This is a genomic window from Nonomuraea sp. NPDC048881, from assembly GCF_040649795.1.
In the GTDB taxonomy this organism is placed as follows: Bacteria; Actinomycetota; Actinomycetes; order Streptosporangiales; family Streptosporangiaceae; genus Nonomuraea.
On the sequence record NZ_JBEZGC010000002.1, the window covers coordinates 109,276 to 133,576 of the forward strand.

Here is a 24,301-nt window from a genome sequence, read left to right on the forward strand (position 1 = left end):
CCGGCCGGGTCCCTGAACGGCGCTTGGCATCGCCCGGCGTAGCGTGGTCTCACGGTCGGAAGGAGGGGTGGACGGTGACGGCTGGGAACAAGGTTCGGGTGCGCCGGGTCTACGAGGAGCCCGCGCCGGACGACGGCGCCCGGGTGCTGGTCGACCGGCTGTGGCCGCGCGGGCTGGCCAAGGCCGACGCCCACCTCGACGAATGGTGCAAACAGGTCGCTCCCTCCACCGAGCTGCGCACCTGGTACCGGCACGACCCCGACCGGTTCGCGGAGTTCGGCGACCGCTACCGGGACGAGCTGGCCGAGCCTGAGCGGGCCGAGGCGGTCGCCCACCTGCGCGAGCTCGCCGGGAAGGGCCCGCTGACCCTGCTCACCGCCACCAAGCAGCCCGAGATCAGCGAGGCCGCGGTGCTCGCCGAACTGCTCGGCGCCTGACCGCCGGGAACGCTCAGCGGGCGGAGGGCCCGCCGGCGGCCAGGCCGTCGAGCGTACGGGTGAGGAAGTGCCAGCTCAGCTCGGCGTCGCGGGTGTTGCCGTGCGGGGCGCGGAACAGGGCGACGTACTGGGCCACGTCGTCGAGGCTCCAGCGCAGCCGGTAGAGGGCCAGGGCGGCGGGGTCGGGCGTACGGCCGGTGGCGGCCGCGTACCTGGCCAGGTCGCCGGGGGTCCTGGCGACCAGCCACAGGTCCCGTTCCGGCACGGCCAGGCCGACGGTGTCCCAGTCGATCAGCAGGCAGCGGCCCTCGTGCCGGAGCACGTTGCCGGGGTGGGGTTCGCCGTGGGTGACGACGGGTGGGCCGAGGTCGCGGCAGCCGCGGTCGAAGTCGCGCAGCCGGGCGTGCAGGGTTCCGGCGTGCCGGTCGAGCAGGGCTCGGGCCCGCTCGGCGTACGGGCCGCCGGTCCACGGGCGGCCGGTCTCGGCGAGGGCCCGCTCCAGCGCCGCCCGTCCGGCCGGCTGCAGGGGGCGGGACGGGGTGGACGGGGGCGGGGACGTGCCGTGCAGCTCGGCCAGCAGGTCGATGACCTGGGCGCGGTCGTGCTCGGCCGGCTCGTCGTCGAAGCCGCCGGTGACGCCGTCGACGAACGGGAAGACGCTCAGCGCGTACCGGGCGGCGAGCGGGCGAAGCAGCGCGCCGCCGTCGAGGTCCGGCACGGGCGCGACCACGAACTTCAGGGTCGCTGACAGCGCCGCCGCCGTCTCCAGCGCCCGCCCCAGCTCCCCGAACGCCACCCGCGCCCCTTCGTCCAGGCCACCGGCAGCCCGTGGCTCTTGGAGGAGGCCGTCGGGAGCCGGTGAGGGGGGTGGGGCGGTGTGCGGTGCGGAGGGCAGGGTGGCGGCGGTGAGGAACCAGCGTCGTCCGTCGGCGCCGGTCGCGATCCAGTGGTGGTCGCCGAAGCCCACCGGCGCGTGCGCCAGCCCGACAGCCTTGATCCCCCACGCCTCCAGGGCGGGCGCCAGCAGCGATTCGTCCAGATCCGCGGGTTTGTCACGCATCCGGCCACATTAGCGACCGTCCCCGCCGCCGGGCATCCCGATCAACAGCTCCATGGCCGCCAGCACGTCGTCCACCGTGAGGTCCGCCGGGGGAGCCGCCGCGCCCGTCCCGCGGTCGATCCAGATCGTCCGCAGTCCGGCCGCGCGTCCGCCCGCGATGTCCTTCTCCGGGTCGTCGCCCACCATCCACCCGCCCGCCGGCACGGCTCCGCACCGGTCGGCGGCGATCCGGAACAGCCGCGCGCCGGGTTTGCGCACGCCCTCCGCGCCGGAGATCGCCCACCCGTCCACCCGCTCGGCCAGCCCGGTACGCCGGATCTTGCCCGTCTGGTTGTCGGCCATCCCGTTCGTCACGATCCCGACCGCCCACCCCGCCGCCCGCAGCCGGTCGAGCCCCGCCAGCACCTCGGCACGGCACTCCACCAGCCACGGGAGCCTGGCCCGGTAGGCCCGCCACAACTCCTCGACGGGCTCGGCAAGCGCGAAGCGCTCGCGTACGCGGGCGAAGAAGACGTCCATCGGCACGGACCCGTCGGCGTCCAGCCGCACCAGCCAGTCCACGGCGTCCGGGCCCAGCCCGCGGCCCGCGGCGAACTCGGCCGCCCACAGCCGGAACGCCGCCAGCCGGTCGATCAGCGTGTTGTCCAGGTCGAACAGCACGAGCGGGCGGGCCTTGATGATCGGCTCAGCGGTCGGCTCGACGATCGGCGCAGGGGGCGGCGCAGGGGGCGGCGCGGCGGGAAGGCGCGGGCCGGGGCCCGCGCCGCGGCCGGTCAGCGGAGCTCGCGCTTGAGGATCTTGCCCGTGGCCGTCATCGGCAGGGCGTCGCGGAACTCGACGATCCTCGGGTACTTGTAGGCCGCCATGTTCTCCTTGGCCCAGGCGATCAGCTCGTCCTCGGTGACCGACGAGCCGGGCGTGCGGATGACGTACGCCTTGACCTCCTCGCCGTGCGACTCGTGCGGGACGCCCACGACTGCCGCCAGCGACACCGCCTCGTGGGTCATGAGCACCTCCTCCAGCTCGCGCGGGTAGACGTTGAAGCCGCCCCGGATGATCATGTCCTTGGCCCGGTCGATGATGGCGTAGTAGCCGTCGGCGTCGCGGGTGGCGATGTCGCCGGTGCGGAACCAGCCGTCCTTGAGCACCTCGGCCGTCGCCTCCGGGCGGCCGTAGTAGCCCTTCATGACGTTGTGGCCGCGGATGGCGATCTCGCCGGGGCCCTCGCCCTCGACCGTCTTCCAGTCGCCGTCGATCAGCTTCATCTCCACGCCCCAGATGGGCGTGCCGATCGTGCCGGGCTTGGTGGGCCGTCCGAGCTGGTTGAAGCTGGCCACGGGGGAGGTCTCCGACAGGCCGTACCCCTCCAGGATGCCGATGCCGAAGGTCTGCTCGAAGTCCTTCAGCACCTCCACCGGCGAGGACGCGCCGCCGGCCACGGCCACCTTCAGGCTGCGCGGCACCTCGACGCCCTCGGCGTGGATCTTCGTGAGCATGCCCCAGTACATCGTCGGGACGCCGGCGAAGGTCGTCACGCTCTCCTTGCGCATGAGCTCCAGGGCCTCGCCCGGCTCGAAGCGCGGCATCAGCACGACCGTCGCGCCGCGCATGAAGGCGGTGTTCATGACGGTCGTCTGGCCGAAGGAGTGGAACAGCGGCAGCACCGCGAGATAGGTGTCGCCGCCCTCGCTGCGCGGGAACATCCGGTCGCTGATCAGGGCGTTCATCAGCATGTTCTGGTGGCTGAGCTCGGCGCCCTTGGGCTGGCCCGTGGTGCCCGAGGTGTAGAGGATCACGGCCGTGTCCTCGGGGTCGGTCTGCACCGTCTCGAAGTCGGCCGGCACGCCGTTGAGCGCCGCCCACACCGTCTCGCCGTACGGGGACTCGGTGGCCAGCGGGGTGGCGGGCAGCACGAAGAAGTGCTCGCAGCCGTCCGCGGCCTCGAAGCCCGCCTTGCCGCGCTCGCCCAGTGGCAGCTCCGGCGAGCCCTCGAAGCAGAACAGCGCCTTGGCGTCGCTGTCGTCGAGATGGTAGGCGATCTCCCGGCCCTGCAGCAGCACGTTCAGCGGCACCACGGTGGCGCCGGCCTTGAGGATGCCGAAGTAGACGAACGGGAAGTACGGCAGGTTGGGACAGGCCAGCGCCACCTTGTCGCCCTTGCCGATGCCACGCGACACCAGCAGGTTCGCCACCTGGCGGGCGACAGTGTCGATCATGCCGTACGGCAGGCGCATGTCGCCGAAGACGATCGCCGTGCCGTCGGGGTTGTTTCTGGCGCTGTCCTCCAGGACGACCGACAAGTTGAGCATGAACGCCTTCCTCCTCTGTACGCGCTTGCCGCCATCTTGGCATCAGCCCATACCGACCGGTAGGTAACCAAGGTTACAGATGCATATGGACGCGAAAGCTCACCTGGAGTAAGCAAGTGGCAGGTTACTTAGCCCCCTGGAGTGCTCATGCAGTACGACTACGTGATCGTCGGAGCGGGGTCCGCCGGGTGCGTGCTGGCCAACCGGCTGTCGGCGGACCCGTCGGTGTCGGTGGCGCTGGTCGAGGCGGGCGGGCATGACGACAAGCTGGAGATCCGCATGCCCGCCGGCTTCGCCAAGCTGTTCAAGACCGACTACGACTGGAACTTCACGACGGCCAAGCAGGGCGAGATGTCCGGCCGCGAGCTCTACTGGCCGCGCGGCCGGGTGATCGGCGGCTCGTCCTCGCTCAACGCGCAGATGTGGGTGCGCGGCTGCCAGGAGGACTACGACCAGTGGGGGGTGCCCGGCTGGACGTACGAGGAGGTCCTGCCGTACTTCACCAGGGCCGAGCAGCGCGTCGGCAGCAACCACGGCGGCGTCTACGGCACCTCCGGCCCGCTCTACGTCTCCGAGCTGCGCAGCCCCAACGTCACCACGGCGGCCTTCCTGCGGGCCTGCGAGGAGCTGGGCCTGACCCGGCTGGCGGAGCTGAACGGCCGCTCCAACGAGGGCTACTGCCCCACCCCCGTCACCCAGAACCGCGGCCGCAGGTGGAGCGCCGCGGACGCCTACCTGCGCCCGGCCGCCGCCAGGCCGAACCTCACCGTGCTCACCGGCGCGACCGTGGACCGCGTGGTGTTCGAGGGCTCCCGCGCGGTCGGCATCGAGCACAGCGGCGGCACCCTGGTCAGAGCGGCCAGGGAGGTCGTCCTGTCGGCGGGGGCGATCGGCTCGCCGTACCTGCTGATGCGCTCCGGGGTGGGCGCGGCCGAGGAGCTGCGCGACGCGGGGGTGCCGGTCGTGCGCGAGCTGCCCGAGGTCGGCAAGAACCTCCAGGACCACCTCGCCTCCGGCGTGTACGTCGAGTGCAAGGAGCCGGTGACGCTGACCAAGGCCGAGTCCCTGGTGAACCTGCTGCGCTACATCGTGCTGCGTTCGGGCATGCTGACCACGAACGTCGGCGAGGCGGTCGCCTTCGTCCGGACCTCGGCCGAGGAGCCCGCCCCCGACATCGAGCTCGTCTTCGCCCCCGGCCCGTTCGTCGACCACGGGCTCACCCCGCCGACCGGCCACGGCCTGACCGTCGGCGTCGTGCTGCTGCAGCCGCAGAGCCGCGGCAGGGTCGGGCTGAGCGGCCGCGACGTGCTGATCGACCCCGGCTATCTGAGCGCGGAGGCCGACGTCAAGCGCCTGGTCGCCGGGCTGAAGACGGCCAAGCAGGTGTTCGCGACGAGCGCGATGAAGCGGTACGCGGGCGGCCCGATGGCGCCCTACTGGGGTCCGGAGAGCGACGAGGAGCTGGCCCGGTGGGTGCGCGAACGCGGCGAGACCCTCTACCACCCCGTCGGCACCTGCCGGATGGGCGCCGACGAGGGGTCGGTCGTGGACCCGTCGCTCCGGGTGCGCGGCCTCGAAGGGCTCAGGGTGGTGGACGTCTCCGTCATGCCGACGCTCAACCGCGGCCACACGCACGCCCCGGCGATCATGATCGGCGAGAAGGGCTCCGAGTTGATCCTGGGAAACTGGTAGCCGCGATGCGGCGGACCTTGACGTAAGTGAGCACTTGCCCAAGGCTTGTACGGTATGACGCTCTCCGCGGATCTGGACATCTCGCAGATACCGTTCTGGGGACTGCCGCAGGCGGACCGCTTGGAGACCTTCCGCCGCCTGCGCCGGCTCGAACGGCCCCTCTTCGTGCCGGAGCAGACCGTGCCGTTCATCGGCGGCGGGCCCGGCTACCACGCCCTCGTGCGCCACGCCGACGTCACCGAGGCCAGCAGGAACGCGGCCGTCTTCAGCAGTGAGCCGTGCTCCAACAGCATCCCGGACATGCCGCGCTGGCTCAGCGTCTACTTCGGCTCGATGATCAACATGGACGACCCGCGCCACGCCCGCCTGCGCAGGATCGTCTCCAGGGCCTTCACCCCGCGCATCCTGTCCAAGATGGAGGAGGACCTGGCCAGGGCCGCCGCCGAGATCGTGGACGAGGCGATCGAGCAGGGGCCGGGCGACTTCGTGGCGCAGGTCGCCGCCCGGCTCCCCGTACGGGTCATCTGCGACATGATGGGGATTCCGCCGAAATTTCATGACCTGGTGTTGCGGCGGACCAACGTCATCCTCGGCAACGCCGACCCCGAGTACACCGGCATCGACCCGAACTTCAGCCGCGTCAACGTCGCCCGCGGCCTGGCCAAGCTGCTGCGCGCCGGCTACTCGCTGAACCGGATGGCCGCCCGCCTCGGCGACGAGCGCCGCAAACGCCCGACCGGCGACCTGGTCAGCCTGCTCGTGGGCGGCGAGGAGCGGCTCAGCCCGCAGGAACTGGGGTCGTTCTTCATCCTGCTGGTGGTGGCCGGCAGCGAGACCACCCGCAACGCCATCGCCTACGGGCTGAAGCTGTTCACCGACCATCCCGGCCAGCGGGAGCTGCTGCTGGCCGACTTCGACGCGCGCGCCGGCCGGGCGTGCGACGAGATCGTGCGCTACGCGACCCCGGTGATCCAGTTCCGCCGCACGCTGACCCGGGACCACGAGATGAACGGCGTGCCGTACAAGAAGGGCGACAAGGTGCTGCTCTTCTACAACTCGGCCAACCGCGACGAGTCCGTCTTCACCGACCCGGACGTCTTCGACATCACCCGCGACCCCAACCCGCACGTCGGCTTCGGCGGCCCGGGGCCCCACTACTGCCTGGGCGCCCACCTGGCGCGCAGGGAGATGAGCGTGATGTTCCGCGAGCTGTTCACCCGCCTGCCCGGCATCAGGACGGTCGGCGAGCCCGACTTCCTGCTGTCGAACTTCATCAACGGCATCAAGCACCTGCCGTACACGTTCTGACCGCCTCGGCCAGGTCGTCGTCCGCGCCGCGCCAGGCCACGAACCCGTCCGGCCGCACCAGCACGGTCCCGTACGGCCAGCCCTCGACCACGTGCACCGGGACGCCGGGGTCGGGCACCGGCGCGCCGGTGAACACGCTGAAATCGGGCCCGACCAGGTCGAGGCTGGACCGTTCGCCGATCCACACGTGCGGCAGCCGCGAGCCGGGCGAGCCGTCGAGGCAGAGCGTCACGTCCTCGGTGGAGGGCAGGCCCTCGACCGCCGAGGCGCCGCCGTAACGGTAACCGACGTGCACGATCGGGGCGTTCACCGCGCCCGCCGCCGCCCTGAGCCGGGCGGCCTCGGGGCCGGAGCCGAAGTGCATCCGCAGGTCCCGCATCCGCAGCCGCGACTGCTCCAGCGCCAGCAGCGCGACCGGCCGCCGCTCGTCGTGGTAGGTGTCCAGCAGCGCGGGCGCCGACCGGCCGGTCAGCACGCGGGCCAGCTTCCAGGCCAGGTTGTGGGCGTCGGCGACCCCCGTGTTCAGTCCGAACGCGCCCGTCGGCGGCACGGCGTGCGCCGCGTCGCCGGCCAGGAAGACGCGGCCCTCGCGGAACCGGTCGGCGACCTGGCCACGGGCCCGCCAGCCCAGCACGCTGACGATCTCGACCTTCAGCCCGGGGTCGCCGATCGCGGTCCTGAGCAGGTCGGGGCTGGGTTCCTGGGCGGTGTGGAAGACCCATTCGGTCTCGCCGTCGATCGCCATGAGCATGCCGGGCGCGTCGGGAGTGGTGAGCTCGGCGAGCGCGAAGCCGTAGCCGTCGGTCAGGTGGCTCAGGTCGGCGTGGAACATGACGTTGTGCAGCTCGGGGCCGAGCGCGCCGGGGCCGGTCACGCCGATGCCGAGCGCCGCCCGCACCCCGCTGCGCACGCCGTCCGCGGCGATCACGTAGCGGGCGCGCAGGGTGCGGGTCCCGTCCGGGCCGGACACGGCCGCCGTCACGCCGTCGGCGTCCTGCTCCAGGGAGAGCAGTTCGGTGTCGTACGCGACGTGCGCGCCGCGCTCGCGGGCGGCGTCGAGCAGCACCCGGTCCAGCCGGTTCTGCGGGCATATGCCGCGCAGCCGGGCCGGGCTGTAGGCCGCCGTGTCGAACATCCGCGTCCGGGCGGGCAGACCGGCCGCGATCGCGGCGAGGTCGGCGCCGGCCAGCGTGTCCACGGTGATCTTGCCGAGGGTCGCGTTCGTCATGTCGATGGCCACCTCGTCCACCGCCCGCTCAAGGCCGGCCTCGCGGAGCAGCTCGACCGTCCGCGGGCCGATGCCGGTGGCGCGGGGGTGCGCCCGCGGGCCGGGCTCGCGCTCGACGACCAGGGCGGGCACGCCGTGGCGGGCGAGGAACACGGCCGCGCTCAGCCCGACGCTGCCGCCGCCGACGATCAGGACGTCGGCGTTTTGTGGGAACACTGTTTCCGTCATGGGAACACTGTAACCACAGGCGTACGATGAAGGCCAGAGGGGGGAGCCGGATGTCACTGGTGTGGAGTCGCGAGCCGTACGCGCCGAAGCGTCAGGCCCTGAGCGTCGAGGCGATCGTGCGGGCCGCGATCGCGGTGGCCGACGCCGAGGGCCTCGACGCGGTGTCCATGCGCCGGGTGGCGAGCGAGGTCAAGTCGGGCACCACCTCGCTCTACCGCTACCTGGAGAACCGCGACGAGCTGCTCGACCTCATGGTCGACGCGGTGTGGGGCGAGGGCGAACCCGGTCCGCTGACCGGAGACTGGCGGGCCGACCTGGCCGGGGTGGCCCGCGACCAGCGCGCCGGCGTGCTGCGCCATCCGTGGCTGGCCGCGCTGATGACGAGCAGGCCGGCGCTCGGGCCCAACTCGCTGCGGCGGGTGGAGCACGCGCTGTCCGCGGCCCGGCCGCTGACCTCCGACATCACCCGGGCCGCCGCCGTGATCGGGGTGATCGGCGACTACGTGCTCGGCGCGGTGGCCAAGGAGCTGGCCGAGCAGGAGGCGCTGCGCCGCACGGGGCTGTCGGAGGAGGAGTGGCGGGCGACGATCGGCCCCTATGTCCGCGAGGTGATGGCCACCGGCGCCTATCCGGAGTTCAACCGGCGGGTGGCCGAGGCCGACGACCTCAGCTTCGCCGACCAGTTCGAGTTCGGGCTGGAGTGCCTCCTTCAGGGGTTCGCGGAGCGAATCCGCTGAGCAGGGCCGCCACGGCCAGCTCGAAGCGCTCCCGGTGGTCCTCGGGCGTGCCGAGGCCGTCGGCGACCGCCCGCGCCAGCACCGGATGGTCCGCCAGGTCAAGGTCGGGCTGCCGCGGGCTGTCCGGCCCCGCCTCGGCCAGCGTGTGCCCGATCACGAACGTCGACACCGCGTTGATGACGTGCAGCGCCTCCTTGGCCGTGAAGCCCGCCCGGGTCAGCGCGGCGGCGGCGCCTTCGACCATGCCCAGGGCTCCCGGCGTGGCCACCGGCCGGATCGCGACCACCGGCATGAGCGCGGGATGCCGCAGCAGCTCGTCCCTGATCGACTCGGCGAACGCCCGCATCCACACCCGCCAGTCGCCGGAGGGCTCGATCGTGACGCGCGAGAGCACCAGCTCGACCAGCCCGTCGAGGACCGCGTCCTTGTTCGGCACGTAGTAGTAGAGCGTCATCGCCTCGACGCCCAGCTCCTTGCCCAGCTTGCGCATGGACAGCCCGGCCGCGCCCTCGCGGTCGAGGAGTTCGAGGGCCGCCTCCAGCACCCGCTCCCTTGACATCCGCTCTCTCATACACCGTAAGATACTGCCGTCTTACACCGTAAGAGAGAGGGTCGACAGTGATCACCGACTTCTTCGCCGCCGTCAACGAACGCCGCCTCGACGACCTGGGCGACTACCTGACCCCCGACGTCGTCGACCACAACAAGATCATTTTCGGTGAGCCGGACGAGCCCGGCGCCGCCTTCGAGGGCATCCGGATGCAGCTCGACGCGTTCGACCCGTTCCGCATCGAGGTCGAGGAGGTCGTCGCCGAGGGGGACAAACTGGTCGCCCGGCTCCGCATGACCGGTACGCACTCCGGCGCCCACCCGCGCATGCCCACGCCCACCGGGCGCAGTTTCGACGTCGAGGCGATCTTCCTGGTCACCCTGCGCGATGGGCGGATCAGCGAGATCCGCGCGGTCAGCGACCGGCTGGGCCTGTTCCTCCAGCTGGGCTGGGACTGGCCGGAGACCGACTGATCCGCCCGCCCGCCAGGGCCAGCGGCAGCAGCGCGCCCGCCAGCGCCAGCCCGGCCGCCACCAGCAACATCGCCGACACCCCCGACCGGTACGGCGCCGCCAGCACCGCCACGCCCACCGCCGTGCCGACCTGCTTGAGCGTGTTCACCGTCCCGGTGGCCATGCCCACCTGATCCATCGGCGCGGTCAGGCCGACCTGGTTGGCCACCACGTTGCCCGCGCCGAGCCCCAGGCCGCCGAGGAACAGCCCGGCCATGATGGGCGTCCACCGGTCGGCCGCCGGGATCGCCATCACCAGCAGCGCCACGGTGATCAGCGCCGGGCCGGCGGCGATCAGCACGCCCATGGGCCAGCGGTGCAGCACCTGGCCGACCGCGATCGGGCCGATGACCGCGGCCGCGCTGAAGGCCAGGAAACGCACCCCGGCCTCGATCGGGCTCGCCTCCAGGGGGCCCTGCACGTACAGGGTGAGGTACGTGAACCCGCCCAGCAGCGCGGCCAGCATGAGCAGCGTCGTGGCCGAGCCGACCGCGAACACCCGGTTACGGAACAGTCCGAAGTCGATCATCGGCGTCGCCGTCCGCCGCTCGGCGAACACGAACGCCGCCAGCAGCGCGAGCCCGGCCACCAGCAGCAGCGGCACGTCGTGGATGAGCGCCGGGATGATGGCGAACAGCGCCGCGGCGATCAGCACGACGCCCAGCGGGTCCAGGTGGCCCCGGCCGCGCGACTCCGGCACCCGCTGCCGCAGCGCCACCAGGATGAACACGCCGATCGGCAGGTTGATCAGGAAGATGGCCCGCCAGCCGAACGTCGCCGTCAGCACGCCGCCCACCACCGGGCCCAGCGTCATCGCCAGGCCGGAGACGGCGCTGAAGATGCCGAGCGCCCGGCCCCGGGCCGGGCCCTCCGGGTAGACCGAGGCGATCAGCGGGGTCGTGGTGCCGCACAGCGCGGACGCGCCCAGGCCCTGGACGCCCCTGGCCACGTCCAGCAGGGCAGCCGTGGGGGCCAGCGCGCAGGCCAGCGAGGCCACCGTGAAGACCGTCACGCCCACGGCCAGCATCCGGCGGCGGCCGTACCTGTCGGCCAGCACCCCGGCGGGCAGCAGGACGGCGGCCAGCGTCAGCGCGTACGCGTCCACCACCCACTGCACCTCGGGCAGGCTCGCCCCCAGGGCGGCGCGGATGTCGGGCAGCGCGATGGTCACGGCGGTCAGGTCCACCACCACGAGCACGATGGTCAGTGAGGCGAGAGCGAGAACCCATCCGCGTCGCATACCTGCTCCTCACGATGAAAGGCCCCTTGTGCAGTGGTACTCCCGGAAGGAGGCGAATGCTAGGTTTCCCAGTCATGGAGATCAGAACGATCCACGCCAACGGTGTGGAGTTCGCGTATCTGACCGTGGGGGAGGGGCCGCTGGCGTTGTGCCTGCACGGGTTCCCCGACACCGCGCACACCTGGCGGCACCTGATGCCCGAGCTGGCCGGGCGCGGCTACCGCGCCGTCGCGCCGTTCAGCCGCGGCTACGCGCCCACCGAGATCCCGGCCGACGGCGCGTACGAGGAGGCGGCCCTGGTCGCCGACGTGCGCGCGCTGCACGAGGAACTCGGCGGCGACGAGAACGCGGTGATCGTCGGGCACGACTGGGGGGCCTTCCCCGCCTACGCCCTGGCCGGGCGTTTCCGCCGGGCGGTCGCGCTCGCGGTGCCGCCGCCGGGCGCGCAGCTTCCCGGGCTGCTGGCGTACGAGCAGCTCAAGCGGTCGTTCTACATCTTCCTGTTCCAGACCGTGCTGGCCGAGCCGGCCGCCGCAGACCCGGCCTTCCTCGACCGGCTGTGGCGGGACTGGTCGCCCGGCCACGACCCGGCCGAGGACCTGGCGTTCGTCCGGCGCAGCCTGGGCGAGCCCGCCAACATGGCGGCGGCCATCGGGTACTACCGCGCCGCGCTCGGCACCACGCCCCCCTCCGGCCGCTACCCGGACGTCGACCCCGCCACCGCGGGCCCGGTCCTGTACCTGCACGGCGAGCGCGACGGGTGCATGGGCGTGGAGATGGCCAAGGACGCGGCCGGCAGCCTGCCGCCGGGGTCGCGGGTCGAGCTGGTGGCGGACGCGGGCCACTTCCTGCACCTGGAACGGCCCGCCGAGGTCAACCGCCTCATCCTCGACTGGCTCGGCCCCGCCTCCTGACCTCGGCGATCACCGGGTGCCACCTCGGCCGGCACGGTTCCGCCTGCTGAGTACGGTGATCACCGGGTGGCGTCCCGACAGGCTCACCGGGAGCGCCTGCTCGATCGTGAACCCGCGCGGAGCGCCGCCCGGTGTCCCGCCGGCGCCGGGATCGTCGTGGAGCAGCGCAACGGCCAGGCCGCCGGGTTCCAGCACCCGCCGCACCTCCCGCCACAACGGGTCCAGGCCGGGCCCGAGCAGGCCGCGCGGCGGCACCTGACGTCCCCAGGGCGGGTTCACCAGCACCCGCCGCACGCTTCCGTCCGCCACGGGGAGCCGCCCGGCGTCGGCGAGCCCCCAGCGGAACGGGCCCGGACCGTCCGGTGGCAGGGCGGCCCGCGCGTTCGCGGCGGCCGCCGCGACGGCGGCCGGATCGCGGTCGAACCCGACGAACCCGACACTCCCGACACCCCCGGCGAGCCCGGAGAACCCGGAAAGCCCGGAAAGCCCGGCGGGCCCGGTGTGCGGCGCGCGCGTGAGCGCGTGGGCCTCGATGAGTGTGGTGCCCGCCCCGCAGCAGGGGTCGAGCACGACGCCGCGGAAGCCCTCCGCGCCCAGCCCGGCGAACTGGGCCATCGCGGCCGCCAGCGGCGGGTGCAGCGTGCCCGGGATCGAGGCCGTCTTGTACGGCCTGCGGTGCAGCGGCCGGTCACCGGCCCGCCGGGCGATGACCGCCTGGTCGCCCTCGATCGTCACCCGCCACGCCGTCGCCCCCGCGGGTGGCCGGCCGCCGTCCCGCCGGGAGTGGTAGCGCAGCCGCCACGACCGGGCCAGCTCGGTCCCGACGGCGTCCTCGATCTCGTGCCTGGTGTAGTTGCGGCGTCCCACGAACGAGGCCGAGACCTCGACGTCGGGGCCGCCGGGCGGGCCGAGGTCGATCCCGCGGGCCGCCCGCGCCAGCCGGGCGAGCGCGGAGCGGCCGTGGCCGACCCCGTCCACCACGGCCGCGGCCAGCAGTACGTCGTCCGCGGTGCGCAATCCCAGGAGCCCGGCGCCGGGCCGGACCTCGAACCACACCTCCCGATGGCGGACGCCGACGACGACCCCGAGACGGGCACGCCGAATCTCCGCCGCGACCAAGGGCTCGGTGCCACGCACCGCCCTGGCCACCGCCAAGGTGAGCAACTGTTCTTCTCCCACGTAGCGACCCGGGACGGCGGCAGGCCGCCCCGCATCACCGGCGGTGGGTCAGCCCACGGCCCGCCGGCGGATCGCTAGCCGAGGAGGAAGAAGAACGTCATGCGCGGCACCCTACAAAGCCCCGTCCGCACGAGCCACCGGTTTTTCCGGCAGCCACGTACGGTGTACGTCGAACCCATTGACGTAAGTGGTCGCTTTCCGAATGATGGCCCTATGACCGTCCTGGACTTCGACCTTTCGGACCGGAACTTCTGGGCCAGGCCCATGAGCGAGCGCGAGGCGGCGTTCGACCGGTTGCGCGCCCGCGAGACGCCGGCCTTCTTCGAGGAGATGGAGATGGCCGTCGCGCCCAAGGGGCCCGGCTACTACGCGCTGGCCAGGCACGCCGACATCCTGGAGGCGAGCCGCAACCCCGAGGTCTTCTGCTCCGGCGACGGCGGCGCGACGAACATCCCCGACATGCCCGCCGAGTTCACCGAGTACTTCGGCTCCATGATCAACATGGACGACCCCCGGCACGCCCGGCTGCGCAGGATCGTCTCCCGGGCGTTCACGCCCAAGATGATCAAGCAGTTCGAGTCGGACGTCGAGGCCGCCGCCGTGCGCATCGTCGACGACCTGGTGGCCGCCGGTCCCGGCGGCGACTTCGTCACCGACGTGGCCGCGCGCCTTCCGCTGAAGATCATCTGCGACATGATGGGCATCCCCGAGCGCGACTACCGGTTCGTCTTCGACCGCTCGAACATCATCCTCGGCGGCTTCGACCCCGAGTACACCGGCGGCGACCTCGACCAGCTCGCCACCCGGCTGCTCACCGCCGGGATGGAGCTGCAACAGCTCGTCCAGGACCTCGCCGCCCACCGCACCGCCAACCCCACCAACGACCTGACGTCCTCGCTGGTCAACGCCAACATCGACGGCGAGCGGCTGACGATGCAGGAGCTGGGGTCGTTCTTCATCCTGCTGGTGGTCGCGGGCAACGAGACGACCAGGAACGCTATCTCCTACGGCCTGCGCCTGCTCACCAAGAACCCCGACCAGCGCGCCCTGTGGCTGGAGGACGTCGAGGGCCGCGCCCCCGGGGCCGTGGAGGAGATCGTCCGGCTGGCCTCGCCGGTGAACTTCATGCGCCGCAAGGTCACCCGCGACCACGAGATGAACGGCCACCTCTACCGCACCGGCGAGAAGGTGGTGCTGTTCTACTGGGCGGCGAACCGGGACGAGCGGGTGTTCGCCGACCCGTACCGCTTCGACATCACCCGCCACCCCAACCCGCACGTCGGCTTCGGCGGGCCGGGGCCGCACTTCTGCCTCGGCGCCCACCTGGCCCGGCGGGAGATCACGGTGATGTTCCGCGAGCTGCTGCGCCGGGTGCCGCAGATCGAGGGCGGCAGGCCCGACCGCCTGCACTCCTCGTTCATCAACGGGATCAAGCACATGGAGTGCACGTTCTGAGCCGGGCGCGGCGGCGCCCGGGGCTCAGGACTGCGCGCTCAGCTTGAGCTGGTTCATCACGGTACGGATGTCCGGCAGGAGCTGCTTGCCCTCGTCCGGGATCGACACGAACACGATGGCGGGCACGCTGCCGCCGGTGTTGACCGCCATCGTGACGATCGTGGCCTTCTCCGTGCCGGCGGTCATGGCGTAGGCGATGAGCCGGCCGGTGGAGGCGCCCACCTTGATCGGCTGCTGCGCGATCTTCCTGACCTTGTTGCCGTCGGGGTAGAAGTCCTTGCGGGCCTGCAGCACCATGCGCCGGATGACCGGCTCCAGGTCGTCCTCCTGGTACAGGGAGGACAGGTTCGCCGGCAGCGGGCCCGACATGACCTGGGCGTACTTGTCGGGCGCGACCTCCGTGTACTGGCGGGTGTCGTAGCCGAACGTGGACTTGACCGTGGCCCGCTGGTCGAGCTGCCAGCTGCCGCCCAGGCGGGGCAGGGAGACCCCGGCCGCCGCGTCCTCGACCCGGCCGGTCACCGGGGACGCCTTGCCCGGGTACTTGGGCAGCGCGGGGATCGTGGTGGAGCGCTTGCCCGTGCCCGCCTTCGTGGGGCCGGCCGAGGCCGCTGGGGAGGAGGCGGTCTTGCCCTCCGGGGTGTCCTCGCCGGCCAGCGGGCCCGCGAGGAAGGCCCACAGCAGCGCCGCGACCAGGGCGATCACGACCGAGCCGCCGAGCGCGTAGATCCAGATGGGCTTGCCCGGCTCGTCGTCCAGGGAGTCGTGGTCGCCGCCCTGGTACTCGTCGCCGAAGACGTTGTTCCAGAGCTCCTGCTGGCGGTCGGGGGGCGGGGTGCGCGAGCCGCTGATCTGACCGGCCGTCACGAACCGGCGGTCGGGGTCGGAGGGGTCGCGGTTGAGGTTCGAGCCGGGGCGCGGGTGGTCGGGGTGGCCGTCGCCGGGCATGCCCGGTCCGGCCGGAGGCGCTCCGACGTGGGCCGCCGCGAGCGGGCCCGGGGGCATCGCGGGGTCGCCCACCATGGTGTCGGCCTGCCGGCCGCCGTACATGACGGTGTGCTCGTCGGCCGGGCCGGCGGACGGCGCGCCAGGTCCGCCAGGTCCGCCAGGTCCGCCGGGCCCGTCGAGCGGCGACGGCGCGGGCTGGACGGGGGCGTCGAGCGGGCCGGGCGCGCGGCCCAGCGTGACCGTGCGGTCCAGCGGGTCGGCGGCGGACGCCGACGGGGCGGGGGCGGGGGCGGGGCTGTTGGGCCAGGGCGCCGGCGTGGACAGGTTGGACCACGCGCCGGGGGACGGCGTCGGCGGCTGCGACCAGGCGGGCACCGGGTCCTGCGGCTGGGCCGGCTGCTGCTGCTCCGGCCAGGAGACGGGGACCTCCTGGCGGGGGGCCTCGGGCCAGCCCTGCTCCTGCCGGGGCGGGTCGGGCCAGGACGGCCGCGCCGGCTCCGGCCACGACGCGTCGCCGCCCCGCTGCTGCGCGCGGGAGTCGTTGCGAGACGGGTCGTTGCGCGGTGAGTCGTTGCGCGGTGAGTCGGTCCGCGCTGAATCGTTGCGCGGGACGTCGGGCCAGGAGGGGTCGGGGCGCGGCGGCTCGGGCCAGGAGGGCGCCTGCGGGGCCTCGGGCCAGGACGGCTGGGCCGGGGCGGCCTCCGGCCACGACATCGGCACGCCGGAGGACTCCTGCCCGCCGGACGGCCAGGAGGAAGGCACGTCGTTGCGGACCTCCGGCCAGGACGGTGGCAGGTGCGACGCTCCGGAGCTCGCGGAATTCTCCGTTGCCATTGCTGCCGGCCCTCCCGAGGTTGTGTCCGGATGTGCCGCTATATCCGGATTTGACGTACCAGGCATGATCTCATGGGATTTTCCAGGAGATACGGCTGGTTTCGCAGCGAAACGAGCGAAGCCGTGCGGATCGGTTGGCGGATCCTGCAGCGGCAGGTCGCCCTCCGGTCGATCTGGCTCAGCTGGGTACACCACGCGACGACAGTATTCTAAAGGGACAGATGAGGTCACAACGGATACATCACCATCAGGTCTCGCTGGACCTGAAGGGTCTATTGTGCCTGCGCCGGTCCCCGGAGTATCTGCATTCCGTCGAAGACGTGCGCTAGGCTTGACACATGCGTTCCGCGACCCTGCTTCTTAGCGGGCCGCGACGGCCCTGAGAGGTCTCGCCGTCGCGGCTACCCCTCGTCGTGCACGAGGGGTTTTCTTATGGGTCCGAGTCAAGCCAGAAGGACAGTAGCCGTGAGTGAGTACGACCCGCAGGCGCTGCAGGCCAAGTGGCAGCAGCGATGGGAGGAACAGGAGCCCTACCGGGCGAGCGAGGACGCGGCCGACACCCGGGAGCGGCGCTACATGCTCGACATGTTCCCCTACCCGTCGGGCGACCTCCACATGGGCCACGGCGAGGTGTTCGCCATCGGCGACGTCGTCGCGCGCTACTGGATGCAGCAGGGCTACAACGTCCTGCACCCGATCGGCTGGGACTCCTTCGGCCTGCCCGCCGAGAACGCCGCGATCAAGCGCAACGCCCACCCCGCCGAGTGGACCTACGCCAACATCGAGACGCAGGCCCACTCCTTCCGGCGCTACGGCATCTCCTTCGACTGGTCGCGCCGCCTGCACACCAGCGACCCCGAGTACTACCGCTGGAACCAGTGGCTGTTCAACCGCTTCTTCGAGCGCGGCCTGGCCTACCGCAAGGGCGGCCTGGTCAACTGGTGCCCCAACGACCAGACGGTGCTGGCCAACGAGCAGGTCGTGGCGGGCAAGTGCGAGCGCTGCGGCGCCGACGTCGTCCGCCGCGAGCTGACGCAGTGGTACTTCAAGATCACTGACTATGCCCAGCGCCTGCTGGACGACATGGAGCAGCTCGACGGCTGGCCCGAGCGCCTGCTGACCATGCAGCGCAACTGGATCGGCCGCTCCGAGGGCGCCGACGTGCTGTTCGAGATCGAGGGCCGCGACGAGCCGGTCCACGTCTACACCACGCGCCCCGACACCCTGTACGGCGCCACGTTCTTCGTGGTCGCGGTCGACGCCGCGCTGGCCGACGAGATCGTCACCGACGAGCAGCGCCCGGCCTTCGAGGCCTACCGCGCCGAGGTCGCCAAGCTGAGCGACATCGAGCGCCTGTCCACCGACAAGGAGAAGACCGGCGTCTTCCTGGGCCGCCACGCGGTCAACCCGGTCAGCGGCGAGCGCATCCCGGTCTGGGCGGCCGACTACGTGCTGTCCGACTACGGCCACGGCGCGATCATGGCCGTGCCCGCCCACGACCAGCGCGACCTCGACTTCGCCAGGAAGTTCGAGCTGCCGGTCAAGGTCGTCGTCCACACCGGCCTGGCCGACCCCGGCGAGACCGGCGAGGCCACGCCCGGCGAGGGCACGCTGGTCAACTCCGGCCCGCTCGACGGGCTGACCAAGGCCGAGGCCATCGCCAAGATCATCGAGATCCTGGAGGCCGAGGGCCGGGGCACCGGCGCGGTCAACTTCCGGCTGCGCGACTGGCTGCTGTCCCGTCAGCGGTTCTGGGGCACGCCGATCCCGATCATCCACTGCGCCGACTGCGGCGAGGTGCCCGTCCCCGACGAGCAGCTGCCCGTCACGCTGCCCGACCTGCGCGGCGAGGCGCTGGCGCCCAAGGGCGTCTCCCCGCTGGCCAGCGCCACCGAGTGGGTCAACGTCGAGTGCCCCAAGTGCGGTGGTCCGGCCAAGCGCGACACCGACACGATGGACACGTTCGTCGACTCGTCCTGGTACTTCCTGCGTTACACCTCGCCCGGCTACACCGACGGGCCGTTCGACCCCGAGCAGGTGCGCAAGTGGGGCCCGATCGACCAGTACGTCGGCGGCATCGAGCACGCCGTCCTCCACCTGCTGTACTCGCGCTTCTTCACCAAGGTCCTGCACGACATGGGCATGGTGAGCTTCACCGAGCCGTTCCTGCGCATGCTGAACCAGGGGCAGGTGATCAACGGCGGCAAGGCGATGTCGAAGTCCCTGGGCAACGGCATCGACCTGGGCCAGCAGATCGACGCGTACGGCGTCGACGCCGTACGCCTGACGATGATCTTCGCCGGTCCGCCGGAGGACGACATCGACTGGGCCGACGTCTCGCCGGCCGCCTCGCAGAAGTTCCTGGCCCGGGTGCTGCGCGTGATGTCGGAGGTGACCGCCGAGCCCGGCGTGTCGTTCGAGGGCGGCGACGCCGAGCTGCGCAAGGTCACCCACCGCACGATCGACGAGGTCACCAAGCTGGTCGAGTCACAGCGCTTCAACGTCGCGGTGGCCCGCATGATGGAGCTGACCTCGGCCGCCCGCAAGGCCATCGACTCCGGTCCCGGCGCGGCCGACCCGGCGGTGCGCGAGGCCGCCGAGTCGCTGGCCGTCATGCTGTCGCTGGTGGCGCCCTACGTCGCCGAGGAGGGTTGGGAGCGCCTGGGCCGCACCGGTCCGGTCGCCTTCGCCGGCTGGCCCGTCGCCGACCCCGCGCTGCTGGTGCAGGAGTCGGTCACGTGCGTGGTGCAGGTGGCGGGCAAGGTGCGCGACCGGCTGGAGGTCGCCCCCGACATCTCCGAGGACGAGCTGCGGGCCCTGGCCCTGGCCTCCGACAAGGTGTCCGGCTACCTCCAGGGCGCGCCGCGCAAGGTGATCGTGCGCGCGCCCAAGCTGGTCAACATCGTCCCGTAGGCGGCTAGATCCGGCGCAGGGCCGGCAGGAGCTCCTTCTCCGCCCAGTCGAAGAACGGCTCCTGCTGGTCGTGCCCGATCTGCACGAGCGCCACGTGCGTGTACCCGGCGTCGGCGAACTTCTTGACGCCCTGCACGACCGCGTCCAGGTCGTCGCCGCAGGGCACGCTCTCGGCGACGTCCTCGGGGCGCACCGAGCCGGCCGCGGCGGCGAAGTTCACCGGGCCGGGCAGCTCGGCCATGACCTTCCAGCCGCCGACGCCCGACCAGCGCCACAGCCGGTGGGCCCGCTCCTTGGCGGCCTCGGGGTCGGTGTCGTAGGCGATGGGGAGCTGGCCGTAGACCGGTTTGCCCTGGCCGCCCGCGGCGTGGAACTGCTGCACCACCTCGGGCATCGGGTCGTTGATGACCAGCACGTCGCCCAGCTCCGCGGCGAGCTCGGCCGACCGGCCGCCGGAGGCGGCGATCCCGATCGGCACCTGCTCGTCCGGCAGGTCGTAGAGCTTGGCGGAGTCGACGTCGAAGAACTCGCCCTGGTAGGTGACGTACTCGCCGCTGAACAGCTCCTTGATGATCTGCACGGCCTCGGCGAACATCCGGTGCCTGGTGTCCACCGGCGGCCAGCCCTCGCCGACGACGTGCTCGTTGAGGTTCTCGCCGGCGCCCAGGCCCAGGGTGAACCTGCCCTCGCTCAGCACCCCCATCGTGGCCGCCTTCTGCGCCACCACGGCCGGGTGGTAGCGCATGATGGGGCAGGTCACGTACGTCATGAGCGGCAGGCGCTCGGTCACCTGCGCCGCCGCGCCCAGCACCGACCAGCAGTACGGCGAGTGGCCCATCTCCTCGATCCACGGGAAGTAATGGTCGGAGATGACCGCGTAGTCGAAGCCGACGCGCTCGGCGGTGGCGGCGTAGTCCACCAGTTCGCGGGCCGGGGTCTGCTCGGACATCAAGGTGTAGCCGATTTGTACCATGTGGTCGGGCTACCCACGTTTGTCCGGATTAGGGTCGGGCGTCCGGAGATCAATCGTCACTGCGCAGCTCCTCGATCACCAGCCCGAGGCCGATGGCCAGCAGCCAGAGGTCCTTGGACAGGCCGATGCCCTGCTGGGTCGGGCGCAGGCTGCCCTCCTCGCGCATGCCCGGCGTCCTGAGGTAGAGCCCGAGCAGGCCCGCGGCGAACGCGGTCAGCCCCGCGCCGGCCAGCAGCGACGGCACGAACGGCAGGACGAGCGCGGCCCCGAGGGCGAGCTCGCCCTTGGACAGCAGCCGGGTGAAGGCCACCGGGTCCTGGTCGCGCAGGAACGGGTACGTGCCCGCGGCCATGCCGTGCAGGCCGGCCGCCGTCTGCTCGTCGGCCTTGGTCTTGCCGATCCCGGAGTTGAGGATGATGGCGGCGGCGGCCAGGCGGCCCGGGACCTGGTGTGGGCGGACGAAAAATCGCATGATTCCTCACAGCGTGTGATTTGTGGCGATTGGCTCCTTCCCTGCCGTTCCCCGCACATCCGGGACATCGGACGGTCTTGGCTGTTCGCGGACGGTGGACCGCCGCTCTGAGAGAAAATCTTTAGCTGGTTTGGTGTCTCGCATTAGTGTCTAGCTGTGACATATGGCGCATACCTGAGATATCCACATCTGTCTGGTGACCTGGTCACCTTCGTCGCCGACGACGATGTCTGGCTCGCCCCCGTCGCCGGCGGCCGGGCCTGGCGCTTCACCGCCGACCGCGTGCCGGTCTCCACCCCGCGCTTCTCGCCCGACGGCTCGCGCATCGCGTGGACCAGCGGCAAGGAGGGCGCCCCCGAGGTGTTCGCGGCCGAGCTCGACGGCGCCGAAGGCACCCGGCTGACGCACTGGGGCAACGCCATGACCGGCGTCCGCGGCTGGACCGCGGACGGAGCCGTGCTCGCGGTCAGCTCCACCGGGGAGGCGTCGCGTACCCGGCTGTGGGCGTACGCCGTCCCGCTCGACGGGGGGCCGGCCGGGCGGCTGCCGTACGGGTGGGTCAGCGACGCGGCCGTCAGCGGCGCGAAGGTGGCCACGGTGTCGCCGGTCTGGCGCGAGCCGTCCCAGTGGAAGCGCTACCGGGGCGGGACGGCGGCCAAGATCTGGGTCGACGCCGACGGCGACGGGGAGTTCGTCCGGCTGTTCGCCGACAGCCCCGCCCAGCACTGGGCGGTGAACTGGGTCGGCGACCGGATCGTCTACCTGTCCGACGCGGACGGCGTGGGGAACCTCTACTCGGCCCTTCCCGACGGGTCCGACGTGCGCCGGCACACCAGCCACGACGAGTTCTACGCCCGTCACGCCACGAGCGACGGCGAGCGGGTGATCTACAGCCACGCGGGGGACCTGTGGCTGCTGGAGAGCCTGGACGCCGAGCCGTACAAGCTGGAGGTGAAGCTCGGCGGCCCGCGGCCGGGACGGGCGCGCCGCCCCGCGCCCACGCGCGTCGGCGCCTTCTCCCCGGACACGACCGGGCGGGCCAGCGCGGTCGAGATCCGCGGCACCGCGCACTGGGTGACCCACCGCGACGGGCCCGCGGGCGCGCTGCGGGTGGAACCCGGCGTGCGGGTACGCCTGCCGCGCGCCCTCGGCGCCGACGGCCGGGCCGTGTGGGTCTCCGACGCCGGCGGCGAGGACGGCCTGGAGATCGGCGCCCCCGGCGGCGAGATCAGGAGCCTGGCCGGCGGGCAGCTCGGCAGGGTGCTCGAACTGACCGCCGCCCCCGACGGCAAGCACGCGGCCGTGGCCACGCACGACGGGCGGCTGCTCGTCGTGGACCTGGAGTCCGGCGACCTGCGCGAGCTCGACCGCACCACCCAGGGCGACATCAGCGGAGTCACCTTCTCGCCGGACTCCGGCTGGCTGGCCTGGGTGCATCCGGACCACGAGCCGCTGTCGCAGATCAAGATGGGCCGCGTGGACGGCACATCGGTGATCGACGTGACGCCGCTGCGCTTCTCCGACTACGACCCGGTGTTCACCCAGGACGGCAAGCACCTGGCCTTCCTGTCGGTGCGCACGTTCGACCCGGTGTACGACGCGCACGTGTTCGACCTGTCGTTCCCGGCGGGCTGCCGGCCGTACATCGTGCCGCTGCAGGCCGCCACGCCGTCGCCGTTCGACCCGTCGTTGCAGGGACGGGGGTTCAACGGGGAGGACGACAAGCCCGGCAAGGACGACAAGAAGGACGACGCGCCGCCGCGTACCGAGGTGGACCCGGAGGCGCTGGCCTCCCGCGTGGTGCCCGTACCCGTGCCGGCGGGCCGCTACGGCAACCTCAGGACCGCCAAGGACGCGCTGCTCTGGCTCCGCCACCCCCTGACGGGCCAGCTCGGCGACGGCACCGAGCCGGTGAACGAGACCGTGCTCGAACGCTACGACCTCAAGAAGCGCGCCAAGGCCGAACTCGGCAAGGAGGTGCGGGCCTTCGAGGTCAGCGGCGACGGCACCAGGCTCGTCACCAACGGCAAGAACGGCCTGCAGACGCGGGCGGCCGGCGAGGGCGACGAGGTCGTCACCATCGACCTCGACCGCATCACCGTCCAGATCGACCCGGTCGCCGAATGGCTCCAGGGCTACCGCGAGGCCGGCCGGCTCATGCGCGACCACTTCTGGCGCGAGGACATGGGCGGCCACGACTGGCAGGCCACGCTCGACCGGTACGAGCCGCTGGTCGACCGCCTCGGCTGCCACTCCGAGCTGATCGACCTGCTGTGGGAGGTGCAGGGCGAGCTCGGCACCTCGCACGCCTACGCCAGGGGCCACGACGGCGTCAGCGACCCGCGCCGCCGCCAGGGCCTGCTCGGCGCCGACCTGGCCAAGGACGAGGACGGGACCTGGCGGGTCGAGCGCATCCTGCCGGGCGAGACCTCCGACCACGCGGCCCGCTCGCCGCTGCTCGCGCCCGGCGTCGCGATCCGTCCCGGCGACGCGATCGTGGCGGTGGGCGGGCGTCCGGTCGATCCGGTACGCGGCCCGCTCGCGCTGCTGTCCGGCACCGCCGACCAGCCCGTGGAGCTGACCGTGCGGCCCGCGGCCGGCGGCTCGACGCGCCGGGTCGTCGTCACCCCGCTCGCCGACGACAGCCAGCTGCGCTACCACGACTGGGTGGAGAGCCGGCGGGCCTTCGTCCGCGAGTCGTCCGGTGGGCGGCTCGGTTACCTGCACGTCCCGGACATGGTGGCCTCGGGGTGGGCGCAGTTCCACCGCGACCTGCGTACCGAGATGGCCTTCGACGGGCTGGTCGTGGACGTGCGCGAGAACGGCGGCGGGCACCTGTCGGAGCTGGTGCTGGAGAAGTTGTCGCGCAAGGTCACCGGCTGGGCGCGGGCCCGCGGCTACGAGCCGATGCGCTACCCCGAGGACTCGCCCCGCGGGCCCATCGTGGCCGTCGCCGACGAGTTCGCCGGGTCCGACGGCGACATCGTCAGCGCCGGGATCAAGAACCGCGGCCTCGGCCCGCTGGTCGGCACCAGGACCTGGGGCGGCGTCATCGGCATCGACTCGCGCTACTCCCTGGTGGACGGGACCGTGGTGACCCAGCCGCGGTACGCGTTCTGGCTGGAGGGGCCGGGCTGGGGCGTGGAGAACCACGGCGTCGATCCCGACGTCGAGGTCGTGATCACGCCGCAGGACCGGGTGGCGGGCCGCGACCCGCAGCTGGCGAAGGCGGTCGAACTGGCGCTCGCCGCGCTGGAGGAGCGTCCGGCCGCCACCCCGCCGGACCTGCCGCCGCTGAGCTGACCGTCCTGA

General features: G+C 72.3%; 19 protein-coding genes. 9 read left to right on the forward strand and 10 right to left on the reverse strand.

Annotation, left to right across the window (positions count from 1 at the left end; all coding sequences use genetic code 11):
• Positions 1-74: 74 nt before the first annotated feature.
• A complete protein-coding gene (locus AB0C33_RS06105) occupies positions 75-437 on the forward strand; it encodes a DUF488 family protein (RefSeq protein WP_358284134.1) in 363 nt (120 codons plus the stop codon).
• A gap of 13 nt (positions 438-450) precedes the next feature.
• On the opposite strand, the gene AB0C33_RS06110 is transcribed toward AB0C33_RS06105, so the two are convergent.
• The 3 genes from AB0C33_RS06110 to AB0C33_RS06120 all read right to left on the reverse strand — a co-directional run bounded on the left by AB0C33_RS06110 (position 451) and on the right by AB0C33_RS06120 (position 3,806).
• Entirely contained in the window at positions 451-1,497 is a 1,047-nt protein-coding gene (locus AB0C33_RS06110; protein ID WP_358284135.1) for a phosphotransferase, read from the reverse strand.
• Between the two features lie 9 nt (positions 1,498-1,506).
• Positions 1,507-2,157 carry an HAD-IA family hydrolase gene (locus AB0C33_RS06115; protein WP_358284137.1) on the reverse strand — a complete coding sequence of 217 codons (651 nt, stop codon included), beginning with the start codon at positions 2,155-2,157 and terminating at the stop codon, positions 1,507-1,509.
• A 113-nt stretch (positions 2,158-2,270) separates the two neighbouring features.
• Positions 2,271-3,806, reverse strand: a complete 1,536-nt coding sequence (locus AB0C33_RS06120) for a long-chain fatty acid--CoA ligase (protein WP_358284140.1) — start codon at positions 3,804-3,806, stop codon at positions 2,271-2,273.
• A 147-nt stretch (positions 3,807-3,953) separates the two neighbouring features.
• On the opposite strand from AB0C33_RS06120, the gene AB0C33_RS06125 reads away from it, so the two are divergent.
• On the forward strand, positions 3,954-5,498 hold the full coding sequence (locus AB0C33_RS06125; RefSeq protein WP_358284143.1) for a GMC family oxidoreductase N-terminal domain-containing protein: 1,545 nt from the start codon (positions 3,954-3,956) through the stop codon (positions 5,496-5,498).
• 54 nt (positions 5,499-5,552) lie between these two features.
• The gene (locus tag AB0C33_RS06130; RefSeq protein WP_358284145.1) at positions 5,553-6,806 is read left to right on the forward strand and encodes a cytochrome P450; all 1,254 of its coding nucleotides are present in this window, start codon (positions 5,553-5,555) and stop codon (positions 6,804-6,806) included.
• On the opposite strand, the gene AB0C33_RS06135 is transcribed toward AB0C33_RS06130, so the two are convergent.
• On the reverse strand, positions 6,781-8,262 hold the full coding sequence (locus tag AB0C33_RS06135; protein WP_358284148.1) for an FAD-dependent oxidoreductase: 1,482 nt from the start codon (positions 8,260-8,262) through the stop codon (positions 6,781-6,783). The two genes, AB0C33_RS06130 and AB0C33_RS06135, sit on opposite strands and share 26 nt — an antisense overlap.
• Positions 8,263-8,312: 50 nt before the next feature.
• Between AB0C33_RS06135 and AB0C33_RS06140 the strand changes: the two genes are divergently transcribed.
• On the forward strand, positions 8,313-8,999 hold the full coding sequence (locus AB0C33_RS06140) for a TetR/AcrR family transcriptional regulator C-terminal domain-containing protein (RefSeq protein ID WP_358284151.1): 687 nt from the start codon (positions 8,313-8,315) through the stop codon (positions 8,997-8,999).
• Here the strand turns inward: AB0C33_RS06140 and AB0C33_RS06145 are convergent.
• Positions 8,929-9,570, reverse strand: a complete 642-nt coding sequence (locus AB0C33_RS06145) for a TetR/AcrR family transcriptional regulator C-terminal domain-containing protein (RefSeq protein ID WP_358284154.1) — start codon at positions 9,568-9,570, stop codon at positions 8,929-8,931. The two genes, AB0C33_RS06140 and AB0C33_RS06145, sit on opposite strands and share 71 nt — an antisense overlap.
• A 47-nt stretch (positions 9,571-9,617) precedes the next feature.
• On the opposite strand from AB0C33_RS06145, the gene AB0C33_RS06150 reads away from it, so the two are divergent.
• Positions 9,618-10,022 carry an ester cyclase gene (locus AB0C33_RS06150; protein WP_358284156.1) on the forward strand — a complete coding sequence of 135 codons (405 nt, stop codon included), beginning with the start codon at positions 9,618-9,620 and terminating at the stop codon, positions 10,020-10,022.
• Here the strand turns inward: AB0C33_RS06150 and AB0C33_RS06155 are convergent.
• Positions 9,964-11,301, reverse strand: coding sequence for an MFS transporter (locus tag AB0C33_RS06155; RefSeq protein ID WP_358284158.1), 1,338 nt, complete (start codon positions 11,299-11,301; stop codon positions 9,964-9,966). The two genes, AB0C33_RS06150 and AB0C33_RS06155, sit on opposite strands and share 59 nt — an antisense overlap.
• A 74-nt stretch (positions 11,302-11,375) precedes the next feature.
• Between AB0C33_RS06155 and AB0C33_RS06160 the strand changes: the two genes are divergently transcribed.
• A complete protein-coding gene (locus AB0C33_RS06160) occupies positions 11,376-12,215 on the forward strand; it encodes an alpha/beta hydrolase (protein WP_358284160.1) in 840 nt (279 codons plus the stop codon).
• 9 nt (positions 12,216-12,224) lie between these two features.
• Here the strand turns inward: AB0C33_RS06160 and AB0C33_RS06165 are convergent, their stop codons facing one another.
• Complete coding sequence (locus AB0C33_RS06165) at positions 12,225-13,379, reverse strand: RNA methyltransferase (RefSeq protein ID WP_358284162.1); 1,155 nt, start codon at positions 13,377-13,379, stop codon at positions 12,225-12,227.
• 228 nt (positions 13,380-13,607) lie between these two features.
• Here AB0C33_RS06165 and AB0C33_RS06170 point away from each other — a divergent pair, with 228 nt between their 5' ends.
• A complete protein-coding gene (locus AB0C33_RS06170; RefSeq protein ID WP_358284164.1) occupies positions 13,608-14,849 on the forward strand; it encodes a cytochrome P450 in 1,242 nt (413 codons plus the stop codon).
• Between the two features lie 24 nt (positions 14,850-14,873).
• On the opposite strand, the gene AB0C33_RS06175 is transcribed toward AB0C33_RS06170, so the two are convergent.
• On the reverse strand, positions 14,874-16,559 hold the full coding sequence (locus AB0C33_RS06175; protein ID WP_358284166.1) for a hypothetical protein: 1,686 nt from the start codon (positions 16,557-16,559) through the stop codon (positions 14,874-14,876).
• 504 nt (positions 16,560-17,063) lie between these two features.
• Between AB0C33_RS06175 and leuS the strand changes: the two genes are divergently transcribed.
• Positions 17,064-19,544 (forward strand): leucine--tRNA ligase, encoded by a 2,481-nt coding sequence (leuS, locus tag AB0C33_RS06180; protein WP_358284168.1) that lies wholly within the window; start codon positions 17,064-17,066, stop codon positions 19,542-19,544.
• A 4-nt stretch (positions 19,545-19,548) separates the two neighbouring features.
• Here leuS and AB0C33_RS06185 read toward each other — a convergent pair whose 3' ends face one another.
• The gene (locus tag AB0C33_RS06185; protein WP_358284170.1) at positions 19,549-20,517 is read right to left on the reverse strand and encodes a TIGR03557 family F420-dependent LLM class oxidoreductase; all 969 of its coding nucleotides are present in this window, start codon (positions 20,515-20,517) and stop codon (positions 19,549-19,551) included.
• 49 nt (positions 20,518-20,566) lie between these two features.
• Positions 20,567-20,989, reverse strand: a complete 423-nt coding sequence (locus AB0C33_RS06190; RefSeq protein ID WP_358284171.1) for a hypothetical protein — start codon at positions 20,987-20,989, stop codon at positions 20,567-20,569.
• A gap of 156 nt (positions 20,990-21,145) precedes the next feature.
• On the opposite strand from AB0C33_RS06190, the gene AB0C33_RS06195 reads away from it, so the two are divergent.
• Complete coding sequence (locus tag AB0C33_RS06195) at positions 21,146-24,292, forward strand: PDZ domain-containing protein (RefSeq protein WP_358284172.1); 3,147 nt, start codon at positions 21,146-21,148, stop codon at positions 24,290-24,292.
• Positions 24,293-24,301 lie beyond the last annotated feature (9 nt).